Origin of the sequence: Actinomadura sp. DC4 (assembly GCF_030406325.1) — a bacterium.
Lineage (GTDB): Bacteria > Actinomycetota > Actinomycetes > Streptosporangiales > Streptosporangiaceae > Actinoallomurus.
On sequence record NZ_JAUEQY010000019.1, the window covers coordinates 172,658 to 189,065 of the forward strand.

Below are 16,408 nucleotides of genomic sequence, written 5' to 3' on the forward strand. Positions count from 1 at the left end.
AGGCGCTTCGGCCGGCGACCACGTGGCGGGACGCCGCCCGCCGCGCGGCGGGGCTTCGAGGCGGGCCATGAGGGCACGATGGGGTGATGAGAGTCGTCGTGCTCGCCGACACCCACGCGCCCCGGCGCTGGCGCGGCTGTCCCCCGGCCGTGGCCGCGCACCTGCGCGGCGCCGACCTGATCCTGCACGCCGGCGACGTCTGCGTCCCCTCCGTGCTGGACGAACTCGCCGCGTACGCGCCGGTCAAGGTCGTGCGCGGCAACAACGACGGGCCCGACGTCGCCGCGTGGGGTGCGCCGGAGACGCTGGAGTTCGAGCTGGCCGGCCTGCCGGTCGCGATGATCCACGACAGCGGCCAGGCGGCCCGCCGTACGGCGCGCATGCACCGCCGCTTCCCCGGCGCGGACCTCGTGGTCTTCGGCCACTCCCACATCCCGATGGACGAGACCGGCGACGGCGTACGGATCTTCAACCCGGGCTCCCCCACCGACCGTCGCCGCCAGCCACACGGCACCGTCGGCCTCCTCCACGTCGAGGACGCACGGATCGTCGAGGCGCGGATCGTGCCGGTCACCTAGGAGACGCGCTCGGCGACGGGTGAGACGGGTTCGGCCGGCGCCGGTTCGCGCGTCGCGCCGACGAACAGGACCGCCCCCAAGGCCACGACCGCCGCCACCAATGTGTGGCGGCGCGCCGCGGACCTTCCACGCGTGCGCGAACTCCAGCAGGCGGGCCGGGCCGGCGTCGGCGCGTGCGTCGGCGAGCCCCTGGGCCAGCGCGCGGGAGCGTGCGGATCGGTCTCGGCCGCCGCCGCGACGGCGAGGTCGGCGGCCACCGGTCCGTGGAACGCCACGGCCGCGCGCAGCTCCTCCCGTCCCGCGCCGAACGGATCGTAGAACGCCGACGGGTCACACTCCATCGCCGCCCGCAGGTCGGCCAGGTCCGCGTCGTCCAGGTCGGCGAGCGTGGTGATCCGGGGCATCAGGGCCTCACCCGTCCGCCAGATCGCCCACGCCACGCTCCCCAGAGCGACCACAAGGCGCGCGTAGGCCATGATCGCGTTCCCGGTATGGGAGATCTTCCCCGCCGCCGTCAGAGGCGCTCCGCCGAGCAGGAGCGCGCCGACGCCCGCCGCCGCGGCGATGGTCCAGCGGGCGGCGGACCGCATGTCGGCCACCGCGTCCGACTGCGGACGCACGGACGCGCCCTCCTCGGCCACCGGACCCCGCCCCGTACCCGTCGCGGAGGATGACGCCATCGTCCCCGGGCAGCCGCCGGTACGGGCCCCACGACCTGCCGTCGAACACTTCGATCTCCCCGGAGCCGGCAAGGCGGTGCGGGGTCAGCGGCGGTGCAGCCAGCCGTGGTCGACCGGGCCGATGCCCTCCCCCAGCGGGAAGCCGTGTTCGATCGCGCCGGTGACGTACTCCTTGGCCCGGCCGACCGCGCTCACCACGTCGTCGCCGAGCGCGAGGCGGGAGGCGATGGCCGAGGCGAGCGTGCAGCCGGTGCCGTGGGTGTGCCGGTTGTCGTGCCGGGGCCCCGCGAACCGGTATTCGCGCGTGCCGTCGAACAGCAGGTCGACCGGCTCGCCGGGGAGGTGCCCGCCCTTGACCAGCACCCATTCGGAGCCCAGCGAGAGCACCGCCTCGGCGGCCTCGCGCAGGCGGCTCTCCTCGTCGACCTTGACACCGGTGAGCTGCTCGGCCTCCCAGAGGTTCGGGGTGACGATGGTGGCGAGCGGGAGGAGTTGGGCGCGCATCGTGTCCAGCGCGTCCGGGGCCAGCAGCGAGTCGCCGTGCTTGGAGACGCCCACCGGATCGACCACGATCGGCGCGTCCACGTCCGCGAGCACCTCGGCCACCGTCGCGACCAGCGCGGACGAGGCGAGCATGCCCGTCTTCACCGCCTGCGCGCCGATGTCGGACAGCACGGAGTCGAGCTGGGCGCGTACGGCCTCCGGCGGCAGCTCCCAGTAGCCCTGGACGCCGAGGGAGTTCTGCGCGGTGACCGCCGTGACGACGCTCATCCCGTGGACGCCCAGCGCGAGCATGGTCTTCAGATCGGCCTGGACGCCCGCGCCGCCGCCGGAGTCGGATCCGGCGATCGTGAGCACGCGAGGGGGAGTCATGATCTCAAGCCTACGGGGAGCCGCCGCTCAGCACGCTTTCCCGTTGAACGAGCAGATGGTCGGGCGCGCGACGGCGCCCTTGGCGGTGAAGGACACCTTCACCGACTTTCCCGGGGCGATGGTGGGCCGGTCGGCCGGGTTGCCTGCCACCAGCGTGTCTCCCTTACGGATGATCTTCACGTCCCAGGCAGAGATGATCTTCGTCTGCGGGTAGCGCAGGGTCAGCGTCCAGCCGTTGACCGATCTGGCGCCGCGGTTGGTGATCGTCGCCTGGCCCAGGTATCCGGCGCGCCAGGTCGAGACGGTGCGCAGCGCGACGGTGATGGCGGTCCGGCTCGTCCCCCGGCTCACCCGGCTGCCCTCACGCGGGGTCAGCGACGAGTCATCGCGCGCGGTTCGCCGGCTGTGCCGGCCGTTGGGCTGGGCGGACTCGCTGACCTGTGGCTGCGCCTTCTGGGCCGTCGGGGGGCCGCCGGCGAAGTTCAGTGAGATCTGCTGCGTGCTGACGGCGGACACGACCGCACCGATCGCCACGACACCGGAGACCGCCGGCAGGAGCGGCACCTTGCCGACCCTCCGGCGCCGGCGAGAGCCCTCGTCGTCCGGAACGCCGTCTTCCACGATCTTGGTGTGTCGTCCCATCCCGTCCCTCTCCGGTCTCGGGATGTATACCAAAAGCACACTAGTCATGCCTACCAGACGAGCGGGCTCAACAGCGACAACTCACGGCTTCGGCCGCCTGAAGTGATCCCATCCGGCCGGCCCGTAAGAGCGCCCGTCGACGGTCACGCCGGGCTTTCCGGCCACCACCGTCCCGATGACCTGCCACTCCGCGGGAAGCGCCGCGACCGGCGGGAACGTCGCGGCGAAGGCGTGATCTTCGCCACCGGTCAGCGCCATCACGCGCCCCTCCGGCACCGGCGGGCCCGGCACCGCGGCGCCCTCGACCTCGACGCGGACCCCGCTCGCCTCCGCGAGATGCCCGAGATCCTGGACGAGCCCGTCGCTGACGTCGAGCATCGCGGTGGCGCCGAGCTCGCGGGCGCGCAGGGCCGCGGCGTACGGCGGGCGCGGGCGCCGGTGGGCGCCGACCAGGTCGGCCGGCTCGATGAGGCCACGCGAGAGCAGGTCGAGCCCTGCCGCCGCGTGGCCGAGCCGCCCGCAGACCGCGACCACGTCGCCGGGGCGCGCGCCGGAACGCGTGATCGGCGGCCCGTCCAGCGCGCCGAGCGCGGTCACCGCGAGCAGGACCGAGTCGGCGCCCACGACGTCGCCGCCGGCCACCGAGGCCGACACCTCCGCGCACTCGTCGCGCAGCCCGTCACACAGCGCCTCCACCCAGTCGACGGCGGTGTCGCCCGGCACGCCGAACCCGAAGAGCAGCGCCGTGGGCCGCGCCCCCATCGCGACGACGTCCGCGAGGTTCTGCGCGGCGGCCTTGCGCCCGATGTCGTACGGCGGTGACCAGTCGCGGCGGAAGTGCCGTCCTTCGAGCAGCACGTCGGTGGTCGCGACCACCCGTCCGCCCGGCGCGGCCACGATCGCGGCGTCGTCGCCGGGACCGAGCAGAACGCCGGGCCCGGAGCCCGTCCCACGGCTCAGACGTGCGGTGATTCGCGCGATGATCCCGAACTCGCCGAGTTCCCCGACGGTGATGACCTACCTCCAGTGAAGACACGGTACGGTGGCCGCCTGACGGCAGTCCCAGGGAGGACGTGATGGTGCAGGCCTACATCCTCATTCAGACCGAGGTCGGCAAGGCTGCCGACGTGGCTCGTGAGATCTCCGGCATTCAGGGCGTGACCCTGGCCGAAGACGTCACCGGACCCTATGACGTGATCGTCCGCGCCGAGGCGAACAACGTCGACGAGCTCGGCAAGCTCGTCGTCGCGCAGATCCAGTCGGTCGAGGGGATCACGCGGACACTGACGTGTCCCATCGTGCACATCTGACGCGGTGTCCTTCCTGCCGCCAGTCTGCACCATGAGACGCTCGCTGGCGGTGGGCGGCCCGCTCACCGCGCTGGTCCTGGTGGCGGGCTGTGGCGCCGGAGCCGTCGAGGCGCCCGTGCCGAGACCTCCCGCGTCGATCGCGCGCCTCTGCCAGACCCTGCGTGATCGGCTGCCGGCGAAGGTCCACGGACGGTCCCGGCGCTCGACCACACCCAAGTCCCCCCTCGTCACCGCGTGGGGCTCGCCCGCGATCGTGGTGCGCTGCGGCATGCCCCGGCCCCTGGCTCTGAAGCCCACCTCGGACCTCGTCGTGATCAACGGCCTCAACTGGCTGCCGGTGCCGCCGGACCGCCCGGTCACCTTCACCGCGGTCGGGCGGCAGGCCTACATCGAGGTGACCGTCCCGGCTGCGTACGAGCCGCCCGGCGACGTGCTGATCGAGCTGGGCGGCCCGATCAAGGCGGCCGTCCCCGCCACGCCCGACGGCTCTCTCTGACTCACTCGGCCCGGCGGCGCGGCCGTCGTCCGTGCGGCTGCGTGGGTTCGGGCCGTACGGGAGGCGCGGTCACCGGGCGGCTGACCGCGCCGCCGTTCAGCGCCAGCGTGTCGCCGTTGTGGCCGATCTCCAGCGGCTCCCCGCCGAGCAGCTCGTACGTCGCCTCGTGCGCGGTGACGTGGATCTTCAGCCGGCGGCCGCGGAACCGCATGCGGAAGATCAGCCGGGTGATCCCGCCGGGCAGCCGCGGCGTGAAGCTCAGCCGGTCGTCCTGGACGCGCATCCCGCCGAACCCGGCCACCAGCGCGGTCCACGCGCCGGCCAGCGAGGCGATGTGCAGCCCGTCGCGGGTGTTGTGCTCCAGGTCGCCGAGGTCCATCAGGGCGGCCTCGCCGAGATAGTCGTGGGCGAGGTCGAGGTGGCCGGTCTCGGCGGCGATCACCGCCTGCGTGCAGGCGGACAGCGACGAGTCGCGTACGGTCAGCGCCTCGTAGTAGGCGAAGTTGCGCGCCTTCTGCTCGTCGGTGAAGGCGTCGCCGCGCAGGTGCATGGCCAGGACGAGGTCCGCCTGCTTGACGACCTGCTTGCGGTAGATGTCGAAGTAGGGGAAGTGCAGCAGGAGGGGGTACTGGCTCGCGTCGGTGTTCTCGAAGTCCCACGGGGCGTGGTCGGTGAAGCCCTCGCTCTGCGGATGCACCTTGAGCCGCTCGTCCCAGGGGATGTACATGTCGGTCGCCGCGTCGCGCCAGGAGGCGGTCTCCTCGTCGGTGACGCCGAGCTTCTCGGCCTGCACGGGGTAGCGTTCGGCCAGGTCGGCGGCCGACTGGAGGTTCTCCTGCGCCATGAGGTTGGTGAAGACGTTGTCGTCGGCGATGGCGCTGTACTCGTCCGGCCCGGTGACGCCGTCGATGCGGAACCTCCCCTGCGCGTCGTGGTGGCCGAGGCTGCGCCACAGCCGGGCGGTCTCCACGAGGAGTTCGAGGCCGACCTCGCGGGCGAAGTCCTCGTCGCCGGTCGCGGCCAGGTAGCGGGTGACGGCCTGCGCGATGTCGGCGCCGATGTGGAAGGCCGCCGTGCCCGCCGGCCAGTAGCCGGAGCACTCGTCGCCCTCGATCGTCCGCCACGGGAACGCCGCGCCGGCCAGGCCGAGCTGCTCGGCGCGCGCCTTGGCGTGGTCGAGCGTCGAGTGCCGCCACCGCAGCGCGTCCGCGACCGTCCTCGGCTGCGTGTAGGTGAGCACGGGCAGAACGAACGACTCGGTGTCCCAGAACGTGTGCCCGTCATAGCCCGGCCCGGTCAGCCCCTTGGCCGAGATGGGCCGCCGCTCGCCGCGCGCTCCGGCCTGCAGCACGTGGAACAGCCCGAAGCGCACCGCCTGCTGCACCTCGGGGTCGCCGTCGACCTCCACGTCGGCACCGTCCCAGAAGTCATCGAGGTAGTCGCGCTGCTCGCGCAGCAGACCGTCCCAGCCGGACAGCCGCGCCGCGGCCATCGCCGCGATGACCTGGTCGTGCAGAGCGGGCCGGGACCGCTGGCTGGACCAGCCGTACGCGAGGTACTTGACGACGCGCAGCTTCTGGCCGGGTTCGAGGCTCGTGGCCACGGTGACGCGCCCGACGTCCTCGCTGGCGTCGGTGTCGATGTGGCCGTCGGGGCTGTCGATCTCGTGGGACATCGCCGCGCCGACGCGCAGCCCGCTCTCGCGGGTGCAGTGGACCATGACGACGCCCCGGTCGCGCGCGACGGACTCCTCCACCACGAGCGGGTTGTGGACGGCGGCGGAGGCGCGCGGGTCGTTGTCGCCGCCCGGCAGCGACTCGTTGGCGACGAGCTCGGACTGGAGCACGACGCGGACCTTCTCATCCACCGCCTCGACCTCGTACCGGATCGCGGCGACGGACCGCTGGACCAGCGAGACGAGGCGCACCGAGCGCACCCGGACCGTGTCACCCGCCGGAGAGGTCCACTCGGCCGTACGCGTCAGCGTGCCGGCCCGCAGGTCCAGGAGCCGCTCGTGCCAGCGCAGCTCGCCGTACCGGACGTCGAACGGCTCGTCGTTGACCAGCAGCCGGATCAGCTTGCCGTTGGTGACGTTGATGATCGTCTGACCGGACTCCGGATAGCCGTAGCCGGCCTCGGCGTACGGCAGCGCTCGCAGCTCGTACACGGAGTTGAGGTAGGTGCCCGGCAGCCCGTGCGGCTCCCCCTCGTCGAGGTTGCCCCGCAGGCCGACGTGCCCGTTGGACAGGGCGAAGACCGACTCGCTCTGCGCGAGCGTGTCGAGGTTCAGTCGCTGTTCGCGCACGCACCACGGCTCCACCGCGTACGCGGCCTGCTTGATCACAGGAGCTCCTCCAGGTCCTTGACGACGAGATCGGCGCCGTGGCGCTTCAGGGCCTCGGCCTGGCCGACGCGGTCGACGCCGACGACGAACGCGAAGTGGCCGGCCCGGCCCGCCTCCACCCCCGCGAGGGCGTCCTCGAACACCACGGCCTGGCCGGCCGGCACGCCGAGGGCCGCGGCCCCGGCGAGGAACATGTCCGGGGCCGGCTTGCCGGCGAGGTCGCGCTCCTTGGCGGTCACGCCGTCCACGCGCGCCTCGAACAGGTCCGCGATGCCGGAGGAGTCCAGCACCTGGGCGGTGTTGGCGCTGGAGGAGACCACGGCGGTACGGAGCCCGGCCTCGCGGGCCGCGCGGACGTAGCGGATCGAACCGTCGTACAGCTCGACGCCGTCCTGGCGGATCTTCTCCAGCACCAGCTCGTTCTTGCGCTCGCTCAGCCCGGTGATCGTGGGCGCACCCGGGGGGTCGTCCGGCGAGCCCTCGGGCAGGTCGATGCCGCGCGACTGCAGGAACGACCGCGTGCCGTCCTCACGGCGCTTGCCGTCGACGTACTCGTCGTAGTCGCCCTCCGGGTCGAACGGCGTGAACGACGCGCCGTCGCGATCACGAAGGAACTCGTCGAACATCTGCTTCCACGCCGCCGCATGGACGGTCGCGGTGCGGGTCAGCACCCCGTCCATGTCGAACAGGCACGCCGTGGCGGCGTCTGGCAGGCCGAGCATGTGTCCCTCCCCGTCGTCGGTGAACGACACATGCTTACCCGATCGAGCCGTCTCAACCGCCACGATCCGCCGATCCGCGCGCGGTGCTCAGGTCGGCAGGCCGACCGCCCGCTCGCCGCTGCGGCGCTGCTGGATGATGACCGCGACGACGAGAAGCGCGCCCTGGGCGACGTTCTGCCAGAACGTGTTGACGCCCACGACGTTGAGGCCGTTGTTGAGCGCGCCGAGCAGCAACACGGCCAGCAGGGTGCCGCCGACGCCGCCCTTGCCGCCCTTCAGCGCGCAGCCGCCGAGGGCCGCGGCGGTGATCGACTGGAGTTCGAGCCCCTCACTGCCGCTGGTCGGCTGCCCGGAGCCGGTACGCGCGGTGAGGACGATGCCGGCCACCGCCGCGACGATGCCCGCCAGCGCGTACACCGCGATCAGGTACTTGTTGATGTTGATGCCGGCGAGGCGCGCGGCGGTGTCGTTGCCGCCGATCGCGTAGACGTTCCGCCCGATGTCGGTGTACTTCAGCATCAGGTGCACGAGGATCGCGACGACGATCAGGATGCAGACCTGCACCGGGATACCGGCGATCCGGCCGCGGGCGATGAAGATGAACAGGTCGTCGCCGAGGACGAAGCCCTGCGCGCGCCCGCCGGAGATGAGCTGGGCGACGCCCTTGTACGCGGCGAGGCCGGCCAGGGTCGCGATGACCGGGTTGACGCGGCCGTACACGATGATGAGGCCGTTGAGGATGCCGATCACGACGCCCAGGCCGATGGCCGCGGCCATGCCGAGCAGCGGGTTGTGCCCGGTCGAGGTGAAGGCCATCGCGGAGATGACCGAGGCGACGCCGGTCTGCGAGCCGACGGAGATGTCCATCGCGCCGCAGATGATCACGACGGTCTGCACCACGGCGAGCAGCCCGGCCACGGTCGCGGCCTCGCCGATCACCTGTACGTTGTCCCAGGTGAGGTAGCCGGAGTTCAGCCAGCTGAAGATCGCGACGACGACGATGAGCGCACCGACGAGGCTGACGTTCTGCGGGCCGATGGTGGACAGGATCCGGCGCGGCGTCCGCTCCTTCGGCGGGGTGTCCACCGGCTCGCGGGTGGCGGTTGTCATTCTTGTCCCTCCGATAGCGACGTGGTGAGGTCCTCCGCCATGGCGAGGCCGAGGATGGCCTCCTCGGAAGCGTCGGCCCGGTCGAGCTCGCCGGTGATGTGGCCGTTCTGCATGACGATGACGCGGTCGGCCAGTCCGAGCACCTCGGGGAGCTCGGACGAGATGACGAGGACGGCCACGCCCGAGCGGGCGAGGTCGTCGATGAGGTGGTAGATCTCCGCCTTGGCGCCGACGTCGATGCCGCGGGTGGGCTCGTCCAGGATCAGCAGCTTGGGCTTGCGGGCCAGCCAGCGGGCGAGCACGACCTTCTGCTGGTTGCCGCCGGACAGCTTGCGCACCTCGTGCTCGATGTTCGGCGTGCGCACGTTGAGCCGGTCGACGTACTCCCTGACCAGCTTCCGTTCCTCGGCGCGTCTGACGAAGCGGAAGCGGCGGAGCCGGTCCAGGACGACCAGAGAGGTGTTGTCGCGGACCGAGCGTTCGAGCAGCAGCGCCTGGGCCTTGCGCTCCTCGGGCGCGTACCCCATTCCGGCGCGTACGGCGTCGCTCGGCTGCCGCAGGCGCACGCGCCTTCCGTCCACCCGTACCTGCCCGGAGCGGATCGGCAGGTCGCCCACCAGCGCCCCGGCCAGCTCCGAGCGGCCCGCGCCCACGAGCCCGGCCAGGGCCACGACCTCGCCGGCGTTGACGTTGAAGGAGATGTCGCGCACGTCATCGGAGGTGACGCCGTCGACCTCCAGGACCACCTTGTCCGTGGCGGAGTGGTCGCGGGCGAACATCGCGGACAGGTCGCGGCCGACCATCATCCGCACGATCTCGTTCTCGTCGGTCTCGGACGCGTCGCGGACGCCGACCAGGCCGCCGTCGCGCAGCACCGCGATCCGGTCGGCGAGCTGGAAGATCTCCTGCAGCCGGTGGGAGACGTACACGACGGCGAGCCCTTCCTCGCGCAGCCGCCGGATGAGGGTGAACAGAGCCTCCACCTCGTGCTCGGACAGCGACGAGGTCGGCTCGTCGAACGCGATCACCTTCGCGTCGGAGGTCAGCGCGCGCAGGATCTCCACGATCTGCCGCTGGGCGGGCGTGAGGCGCGAGCCGAGCGTGTCCGGGCTGATCACGCGCTCGAAGCCGAGGCGTTCGAGGTCGGCGCGGACGCGCCGGTTGAGGGCGGCCCGGTCGAGGCCGCGGCCGGCCCTGCGGGGCAGCGCGCCGAGGTAGACGTTCTCGGCCACCGACACGTGCGGCACGATCTCCGGCTCCTGCGGGATGACCCGGATGCCGGCCTGCCGCGCGTCGGCCGGCGTGTGCAGCTTGAACGGCTCGCCGTCGAAGAGGATCTCCCCTTCGTCCGGCAGGTAGTCGCCGCTCATGATCTTGATCAGCGTGGACTTGCCGGCGCCGTTCTCGCCCATGAGCGCGGTCACCGCCCCGCCGGGGAAGTCCAGCGAGACGTCGTTCAGCGCCCGTACGCCGGCGAACCGCTTGGAGATCCCTATAACGGACAGTTCGGTCATGAGACCTCCCTCTTCGGAAGCGTGACCGAGGCGCTGCGCCGGTCGGTTGCCTCGGTCATGTCAGCTCCGGGGGTCGGGGACGGGGCGGCCTGGCCGGCCGCCCCGCCGGTGGGTCAGGTGCAGGTGAGCCGGGCGTCGGCCCAGTCGGAGTGGTCGCTGTTGGTGCCGTTGCCGCCGTCGGTGACGACGAGGCGCACGAACGTCGCCCCGCTCACGTCGGCGGTCAGATGCTTGGCCGGGTCGGCCGTGGTGAGCAGGCCGCTGTCGGCGACCTTGGTCCCGTCGGCCCACAGCTCGAACGTCACCGAGCCGTTGGCCGTCTTCTCGTCGTCCACGCCTACGTCGGAGGAGACCGACGTGCAGCGCTTGGCCGTGTAGTACTCGACGGTGCTCGGCGCGTGCACGCCGAGACCTTTCTTGTAGACGGCGCCGTTGATGGTGATCGGATGGCCGTCGCCGGCCGGCTGCTCGCCGTTGCTGGTGTCCTTCTCGACCGGTCCCCAGTAATTGTCGCTGCGCAGCCAGGGAATGTCGCTCAGGTACGAGGTGCCGGACGGCGGCGCGGTCACGTCGAGCACGTCGACCTGGATCGTGGTCCGCGCGACCGTGTCGTCCGGTTGGTAGGTCGCGGTGGTGGTCAGGTCGTACGAGCCGGGCTTGGCGCCGGCGGGCGCCTGCACGGTCCAGGTCGTCGTGAAGCTCCGGTTCGAGCCGACGAGGACGCTCGACCTGCGAGACGTGGCCTGGACGTTCCAGCCGTCCGGCGCGGCGAGGTCGCCCCGCAGGAGCACGGCGGGCAGCCGGCCGGAGTTGGTGGCGGTCGTGGTCACGGTGACCGGCTTGCCCGGTTCGACGAACGGCCGCGCGCCCGGGTAGGCGACGGGGACGTCGAGCCCGGCGTCGACCGCCGGCGGGTAGATCACCCAGCGCGGGTCGCGGGCGACGCGCAGCATCACGGTGCCGTGCGCGGGCACGGAGGCCGTGAGGGTCCCGGCGGTCTCCCGCGTGGTGTGCGCCCACAGGTCGCGGACGCGGTACGCCGGCGCGGCCGGCATGCCGATCGCGCTCGCCGAGGTGGTGATCCGCTGCGGCGCGTCCGACTCGTTGAACAGCGCCACCGCCTTGTCGCCGTTCGCGAGCGGCTTGACGAAGACGTCCCGCCCGCCCTCGGTGGAGACCGGCGTGCCCTGGACGCCGAGCTTGTCCTGGTCGACGGCGATGACCTCTTTGTTGGTGAGGATGCTCATCGTCGCGGCCGAGGCCTTGCGCAGGTCGCTGCCGATCAGCAGCGGGGCGGCCATCTCCGCCCAGAGGCCGAAGTGCGAGCGGTATTCGGTGTCGGTCATGCCGCCGTTGCCGACCTCCAGCATGTCCGGGTCGTTCCAGTGCCCGGGCCCCGCGTACTGGGACAGGACCATGTTCTGGTGCACGATCCCCAGCATGCTGGTGTAACTGTCACCGATGTCGCCGGTGGTCCGCCAGGAGTTGCCGACGTCCTTGGCCCACAGCCAGGGCTTGTTCTCGCCCCACTCGCACATCGAGAACAGGATCGGGCGGCCGGTGGCCAGGAGCGCGTCGCGCATGTCGGTGTAGCGCTTGACCGCGTCCACACCCTGGTTGTTGCAGTTGTCGTACTTCAGGTAGTCCACGCCCCAGGAGGCGAACAGCCGTGCGTCCTGCTGCTCGTGCCCGAGCGAGCCGGGCATCGTCTGCGCGCAGGTCAGGGTGCCGGCGCTGGTGTAGATGCCGAACTTCAGGCCCTTGGAGTGCACGTAGTCGGCGACGGCCTTGATGCCGTCGGGGAACCTCGTCTTGTTCGGCACGTAGTCGCCGTTGGCGTCACGGTCGTGCTCGGCCCAGCAGTCGTCGAGGTTGACGTACTGGTAGCCGGCGTCCTTCAGTCCGGAGGAGACGAAAAGGTCGGCGATGCCCTTGACCATGGCCTCGTTGAAGTCGGCGCCACAGTGGGTCGCGTTCCAGTTGTTGAAGCCCATCTGGGGGGTCAGGGCGAGGCCGTTGTCGAGGGCGGCGGCGGGCGGGGCGGACGCGAGGGTGATCACCGCGGCGCCTGCCGCACTCGTCGCGACCGCGACGAGGGCCGACGCCATGGCGCGGACAATGCGCATGGGGGCTGCTCCTGGTTTCGGGGACTGCGCACTGCTGGGGATCGGCGGCGGTGTAGCGGCACCGCGCCGGTCCCCGGGGTGATCACGGCCGGCGGGCGGCAGAGGCGCGCCCGCCGGTCACGATCGTCGGCGTTCCGTTCAGAGCCGTACGGGGTACGGCCGAGCCGGGAGGACGCCGCGCTCCCGGATCAGGTGCACTTGACGCCCTCCTGCTTCCAGTTCGTGGCGTCGACCATCTTGGTCGGGGCGAACGCCTCCTGCGGCATCGGCTTGCCGTCGCGCAGGTTGTCCACGATCTGCTGTACGGCGAGGCCGCCGACGTCGTAGCCGTTGATGAACAGGGCGGCCTTCATACCGGTCGCCTTGCCCGATCCCCAGTCCTTGCAGGCGAGGTACGCGCCGAGGCCGACGCCGTCGATGTCGGCGGCCTTGTAGCCGGCGTTCTGGATCGCGGTGACCGCACCGGAGACGTTCTCGTCGTTGCAGCCCCAGATCACCCAGTGCTTGACGGAGCGGTGGCCCGAGACCACGGCGCCGGTCTTGGACTGGGCGTCGGTCGGGGTGTTGTCGGTGCCGACCTTGATGACCTTGACCTTGGTCCCGGCCGCCTGCTCGAACGCGGCCTGCGCGGCGACCACGCGGTCGGTGCACACGGTGACGTCCTGCTTCCAGGCCGAGATCACCGCGGTGTCGGAGGCCTTCCAGCCCGCCTTCTTGAACTCCTCGCCGACGCGCTGACCGACCTGGGCGCCCATCTGGCTGCCGGAGAAGCCCACCCGCTGGACGAGCTGGTCCTTCGGGCACTTGGCGGGGTCGGGACCGTTCTTGCAGATCTGGTCGTCACTGGACAGCAGCGCCACCTTGCCGCCGGCCGCGGTCTGCACGATCTGCGGGCCGACCGCCGGGTCCGGCGGGACGATGATGATGCCGTTCGCCTTCTGGGCGACCGCCGCCTGGGTCTCCGACACCGCCTTGTTGGTGTCGTTGCCGAGGTTGACGACCTTCACGTCGACGTTGCCGAGCTGCTTGGCCTTGTCCTTGGCGCCCTGGGCCTCGTCGATGAAGTACTGCTGGTCGCCCTGCTTCTGCAGGTACGCGATGGAGATCTTCCCCGAGACCTTCTTGCTCGAGCTGGTCGAGGAGCTCTCCTTGCCTGACGAACAGGCGGTGAGGCTGAGGGCGACCGCGACGCCAAGCGCCAAGATCGCGCCGCCGGGCCTGCGTATCCGGGCCATGCGCTGCCTTCTTTCTGGCCTTCTCCGGCTGGATGGTGGCTGGACCTGGTGCCGTTACCCCGATGTTTCCGCTGAGTTACCAGGCGATGTGCGCCATTCCTACCATTGTCAACACAAACCAACAAGACTCGATTCGGTAACGCGTTTACCTGTGTTGACATATGTCGGTTCTGCGGGCACGCTGCACGCGGTGGCCGGTCGCCGAGAGGGGTGTCGATGCTCGCCCAGCAACGGCAGCAGGCAATTTTGGACCTCGTCCAGCAGCACGGCGGCGTCCGTGTCGCGGACCTGGTGCGCGAGTTCAGCGTCTCGGACATGACGATCCGCCGTGACCTGGAGGTTCTCGCCGACCGGGGACTGATCTCCAAGGTGCACGGCGGCGCGACCACGGTCGGCGCGGGCTCCACGGAGGAGCCCGGTTTCGCCGCCAAGTCGGTCCGGCAACGTCAGGAGAAAGAAGCCATCGCCCGCCGCGCCGCCCGGCTCGTACGGCCCGGTACGGCGGTCGCGGTCTCGGCCGGCACCACCACGTGGACGCTCGCCCACCATCTGACCGACGTTCCGGAGCTGACCGTTGTCACGAACTCCATCCAGATCGCCGATGTCTTCTACCGGGCGAGCCGGGCCGACCAGACGATCGTGCTCACGGGCGGCATCCGCACTCCCTCGGACGCGCTGGTCGGACCGGTCGCGGTCAACGCGATCCGGGCGCTCAACGTCGACCTGCTGCTGCTCGGCGTGCACGGCATGAGCACCCGCGCCGGCTTCACCACGCCGAACCTCATGGAGGCCGAGACCGACCGCGCCATGGTGGGCGCGGCGCGCCGCCTCGCCGTACTGGCCGACCACACCAAGTGGGGCACCGTCGGCCTCAGCACGATCGCCCGGCTCGGCGACGCCGACGTGCTCATCACCGACTCGGGCCTGCCCGACGAGGTGCGCAAGCAGCTCGCCGAGGAGGTCGGGGAGCTGGTCACCGTGACCCCGGACGAGGCTGACGCGTGAAACGCACCGTGACCTGCCTGGCCGACGGCCGGGAGCTCATCTACTTCGACCGGCGGGAGGACGCCGACCGGTCCGCGCCCGACACCCGTACGCTGCCGCCGCCTCCGCAGGCCTCCGAACTGCGCCGCGACCGGCTGCTGGGCGAGTGGGTGACGATCGCCGCGCACCGCCAGGACCGCACGCACCTGCCACCGAGCGACCAGTGCCCGCTCTGCCCGTCCACCCCCGGCCGGCCCACCGAGATCCCGGCGGCCGACTACGAGGTGGCCGTCTTCGAGAACCGCTTCCCGTCCTACTCCGGCCGCGTGCCGGCCGACCTGGACGGCGTGGTCCCGGGGCTGGGCCGCTGCGAGGTGGTCTGCTTCTCCTCCGACCACGACGCGTCCTTCGCGACCCTGGACCCGGCGCAGGTCGGCACGGTCATGGAGGCATGGGCGGACCGTACGGCCGAGCTGTCCGCGCTGGACGGCGTCGCGCAGGTGTTCTGCTTCGAGAACCGCGGGGCCGAGATCGGCGTCACGCTCGCCCACCCGCACGGCCAGATCTACGCCTACCCGTTCGTCACGCCGCGCACCACGCGGATGCTGCAGGTCGCCCGCGCCCACCGCGAGGAGACCGGCCGCGACCTGTTCGCCGACGTGCTGGCCGCCGAGCGGGCGGCGGAGGTACGCGTCGTCGCCACGAACGAGCTGTGGACGGCGTTTGTGCCCGAGGCCGCGCGGTGGCCGTTCGAGGTGCACCTGTTCCCCCACCGCAAGGTGCCGGACCTCACCGCGCTGTCGGCGGAGGAGCGCGCGGCGTTCGGCCCGCTGTACGTGGACGTGCTGCGCCGCCTGGACGACCTGTTCGGCGTGCCGATGCCGTACATCTCCGCGTGGCACCAGGCCCCGGTCTCGCTCGACCGTGACCTCGGCTACCTCCACCTGCAGCTGTTCAGCAGCCGGCGGGCGGCGGGGAAGCTGAAGTACCTGGCCGGCTCGGAGGCCGCGATGGGCGCGTTCGTGAACGACATCTACCCAGAAGAGGCCGCCCGGCGCCTCCGCGCCGCCGGTCAGGGCGGCGACCGCACATAGGGCGTCGCGGCGGTCACGGCCGTCCCGGCGCAGGATCGGCGCGCGGCGGAGTCGTCCACCTGAATCGCGCGCGGCGGCGAGCCGGGCGCGGGCGCGCGGTAGATCCCCTGGCCCCGCCACGCAGGCAGCGTCGACCCGCCCCAGAACCCGGCGGCCTCGGTGCCCTTACGGAACACGAGCCACCCGGCGGAGACGACCTCGGCGACCAGGACGGTCATCTCTTCCGGGTCCGCGGACACCCGCGTGCTCATGTCGCCGCCGAGCCATCCGACGTCCTGCCCCAGACCGCGGACTCCATCGCGGCGATGCGGTGCATGTGCGCCTCCGCCGTGACCCGGCGGAGGCGGACGCCGTCCGGCAGGACCGGATCGCCGGCCAGTTCCCCGGCGAGACCGATCATGACGGTCTCCTGCTCCCCGGGGACGAAGTCGGCGGCCCGCAGCCGGCCGGTGAGGTCGGCCGGGCGGTCATGACCGCGGACCTTCCACTCCACCTCTTCCCCGCGCGGGGAAGAAGTCGTGTTGCCGCCGGATCAGCCGGTCGCGGTCGGCGCCGCGCAGGCCGGGGCCGTGGGGGCTGCTGACGAAACCGCGGAACTGGCCGACGATCCGTGTCAGCGGGCCGTCGCGCTCGTACCTGACCCTCGCCGGCAGGGGGTGGGCGGCACTCCGCGCATCTGCTCGTCGTAGGCCGTGAGGAG

17 protein-coding genes are annotated in these 16,408 nt (G+C 71.7%); 5 read left to right on the forward strand and 12 right to left on the reverse strand.

The features are described 5' to 3' along the window. The first annotated feature begins 86 nt into the window (after nt 1–86). Entirely contained in the window at nt 87–578 is a 492-nt protein-coding gene (locus tag QWU11_RS28930; protein ID WP_290117607.1) for a metallophosphoesterase family protein, read from the forward strand. On the opposite strand, the gene QWU11_RS28935 is transcribed toward QWU11_RS28930, so the two are convergent. The 4 genes from QWU11_RS28935 to QWU11_RS28950 form a co-directional block, all read right to left on the reverse strand. Then, nucleotides 575–1,198, reverse strand: a complete 624-nt coding sequence (locus tag QWU11_RS28935) for a hypothetical protein (protein WP_290117608.1) — start codon at nt 1,196–1,198, stop codon at nt 575–577. The genes QWU11_RS28930 and QWU11_RS28935 overlap by 4 nt on opposite strands. A 144-nt stretch (nt 1,199–1,342) precedes the next feature. Beyond that, nucleotides 1,343–2,131 carry a bifunctional hydroxymethylpyrimidine kinase/phosphomethylpyrimidine kinase gene (thiD, locus tag QWU11_RS28940; RefSeq protein WP_290117609.1) on the reverse strand — a complete coding sequence of 263 codons (789 nt, stop codon included), beginning with the start codon at nt 2,129–2,131 and terminating at the stop codon, nt 1,343–1,345. Between the two features lie 27 nt (nt 2,132–2,158). Beyond that, entirely contained in the window at nt 2,159–2,773 is a 615-nt protein-coding gene (locus QWU11_RS28945; protein ID WP_290117610.1) for a cellulose binding domain-containing protein, read from the reverse strand. 81 nt (nt 2,774–2,854) lie between these two features. Next, the gene (locus QWU11_RS28950) at nt 2,855–3,787 is read right to left on the reverse strand and encodes a thiamine-phosphate kinase (protein WP_290117653.1); all 933 of its coding nucleotides are present in this window, start codon (nt 3,785–3,787) and stop codon (nt 2,855–2,857) included. A gap of 62 nt (nt 3,788–3,849) precedes the next feature. Here QWU11_RS28950 and QWU11_RS28955 point away from each other — a divergent pair, with 62 nt between their 5' ends. Together QWU11_RS28955 and QWU11_RS28960 are read left to right on the forward strand one after the other, a co-directional pair. Next, a complete protein-coding gene (locus QWU11_RS28955) occupies nt 3,850–4,083 on the forward strand; it encodes an Lrp/AsnC ligand binding domain-containing protein (RefSeq protein ID WP_141953243.1) in 234 nt (77 codons plus the stop codon). 31 nt (nt 4,084–4,114) lie between these two features. Next, a complete protein-coding gene (locus QWU11_RS28960) occupies nt 4,115–4,579 on the forward strand; it encodes a DUF3515 domain-containing protein (RefSeq protein ID WP_290117611.1) in 465 nt (154 codons plus the stop codon). Nucleotide 4,580: 1 nt separating this feature from the next. On the opposite strand, the gene QWU11_RS28965 is transcribed toward QWU11_RS28960, so the two are convergent. From QWU11_RS28965 to QWU11_RS28990, 6 genes are all read right to left on the reverse strand, one after another. Further along, complete coding sequence (locus tag QWU11_RS28965) at nt 4,581–6,923, reverse strand: glycoside hydrolase family 65 protein (RefSeq protein WP_290117612.1); 2,343 nt, start codon at nt 6,921–6,923, stop codon at nt 4,581–4,583. Next, nucleotides 6,920–7,645, reverse strand: a complete 726-nt coding sequence (locus tag QWU11_RS28970) for a beta-phosphoglucomutase family hydrolase (protein ID WP_290117613.1) — start codon at nt 7,643–7,645, stop codon at nt 6,920–6,922. The genes QWU11_RS28965 and QWU11_RS28970 overlap by 4 nt, the downstream gene beginning before the upstream one ends. An 87-nt stretch (nt 7,646–7,732) precedes the next feature. Continuing rightward, nucleotides 7,733–8,755, reverse strand: coding sequence for an ABC transporter permease (locus QWU11_RS28975; protein ID WP_290117614.1), 1,023 nt, complete (start codon nt 8,753–8,755; stop codon nt 7,733–7,735). Further along, nucleotides 8,752–10,269, reverse strand: a complete 1,518-nt coding sequence (locus tag QWU11_RS28980; protein WP_290117615.1) for a sugar ABC transporter ATP-binding protein — start codon at nt 10,267–10,269, stop codon at nt 8,752–8,754. Before QWU11_RS28980 ends, QWU11_RS28975 begins: the two co-directional genes overlap by 4 nt. Nucleotides 10,270–10,382: 113 nt before the next feature. Beyond that, the gene (locus QWU11_RS28985; protein WP_290117616.1) at nt 10,383–12,395 is read right to left on the reverse strand and encodes an NPCBM/NEW2 domain-containing protein; all 2,013 of its coding nucleotides are present in this window, start codon (nt 12,393–12,395) and stop codon (nt 10,383–10,385) included. Nucleotides 12,396–12,583: 188 nt separating this feature from the next. After that, complete coding sequence (locus tag QWU11_RS28990; RefSeq protein ID WP_290117617.1) at nt 12,584–13,630, reverse strand: substrate-binding domain-containing protein; 1,047 nt, start codon at nt 13,628–13,630, stop codon at nt 12,584–12,586. Nucleotides 13,631–13,846: 216 nt separating this feature from the next. Between QWU11_RS28990 and QWU11_RS28995 the strand changes: the two genes are divergently transcribed. Then, complete coding sequence (locus QWU11_RS28995; protein ID WP_290117618.1) at nt 13,847–14,635, forward strand: DeoR/GlpR family DNA-binding transcription regulator; 789 nt, start codon at nt 13,847–13,849, stop codon at nt 14,633–14,635. Continuing rightward, the gene (gene galT, locus QWU11_RS29000; protein WP_290117619.1) at nt 14,632–15,708 is read left to right on the forward strand and encodes a galactose-1-phosphate uridylyltransferase; all 1,077 of its coding nucleotides are present in this window, start codon (nt 14,632–14,634) and stop codon (nt 15,706–15,708) included. The genes QWU11_RS28995 and galT overlap by 4 nt, the downstream gene beginning before the upstream one ends. Here the strand turns inward: galT and QWU11_RS29005 are convergent. Together QWU11_RS29005 and QWU11_RS29010 are read right to left on the reverse strand one after the other, a co-directional pair. After that, on the reverse strand, nt 15,687–15,959 hold the full coding sequence (locus tag QWU11_RS29005) for a hypothetical protein (RefSeq protein ID WP_290117620.1): 273 nt from the start codon (nt 15,957–15,959) through the stop codon (nt 15,687–15,689). The two genes, galT and QWU11_RS29005, sit on opposite strands and share 22 nt — an antisense overlap. Next, on the reverse strand, nt 15,956–16,201 hold the full coding sequence (locus QWU11_RS29010; RefSeq protein WP_290117621.1) for a hypothetical protein: 246 nt from the start codon (nt 16,199–16,201) through the stop codon (nt 15,956–15,958). The genes QWU11_RS29005 and QWU11_RS29010 overlap by 4 nt, the downstream gene beginning before the upstream one ends. Nucleotides 16,202–16,408: the final 207 nt, after the last annotated feature.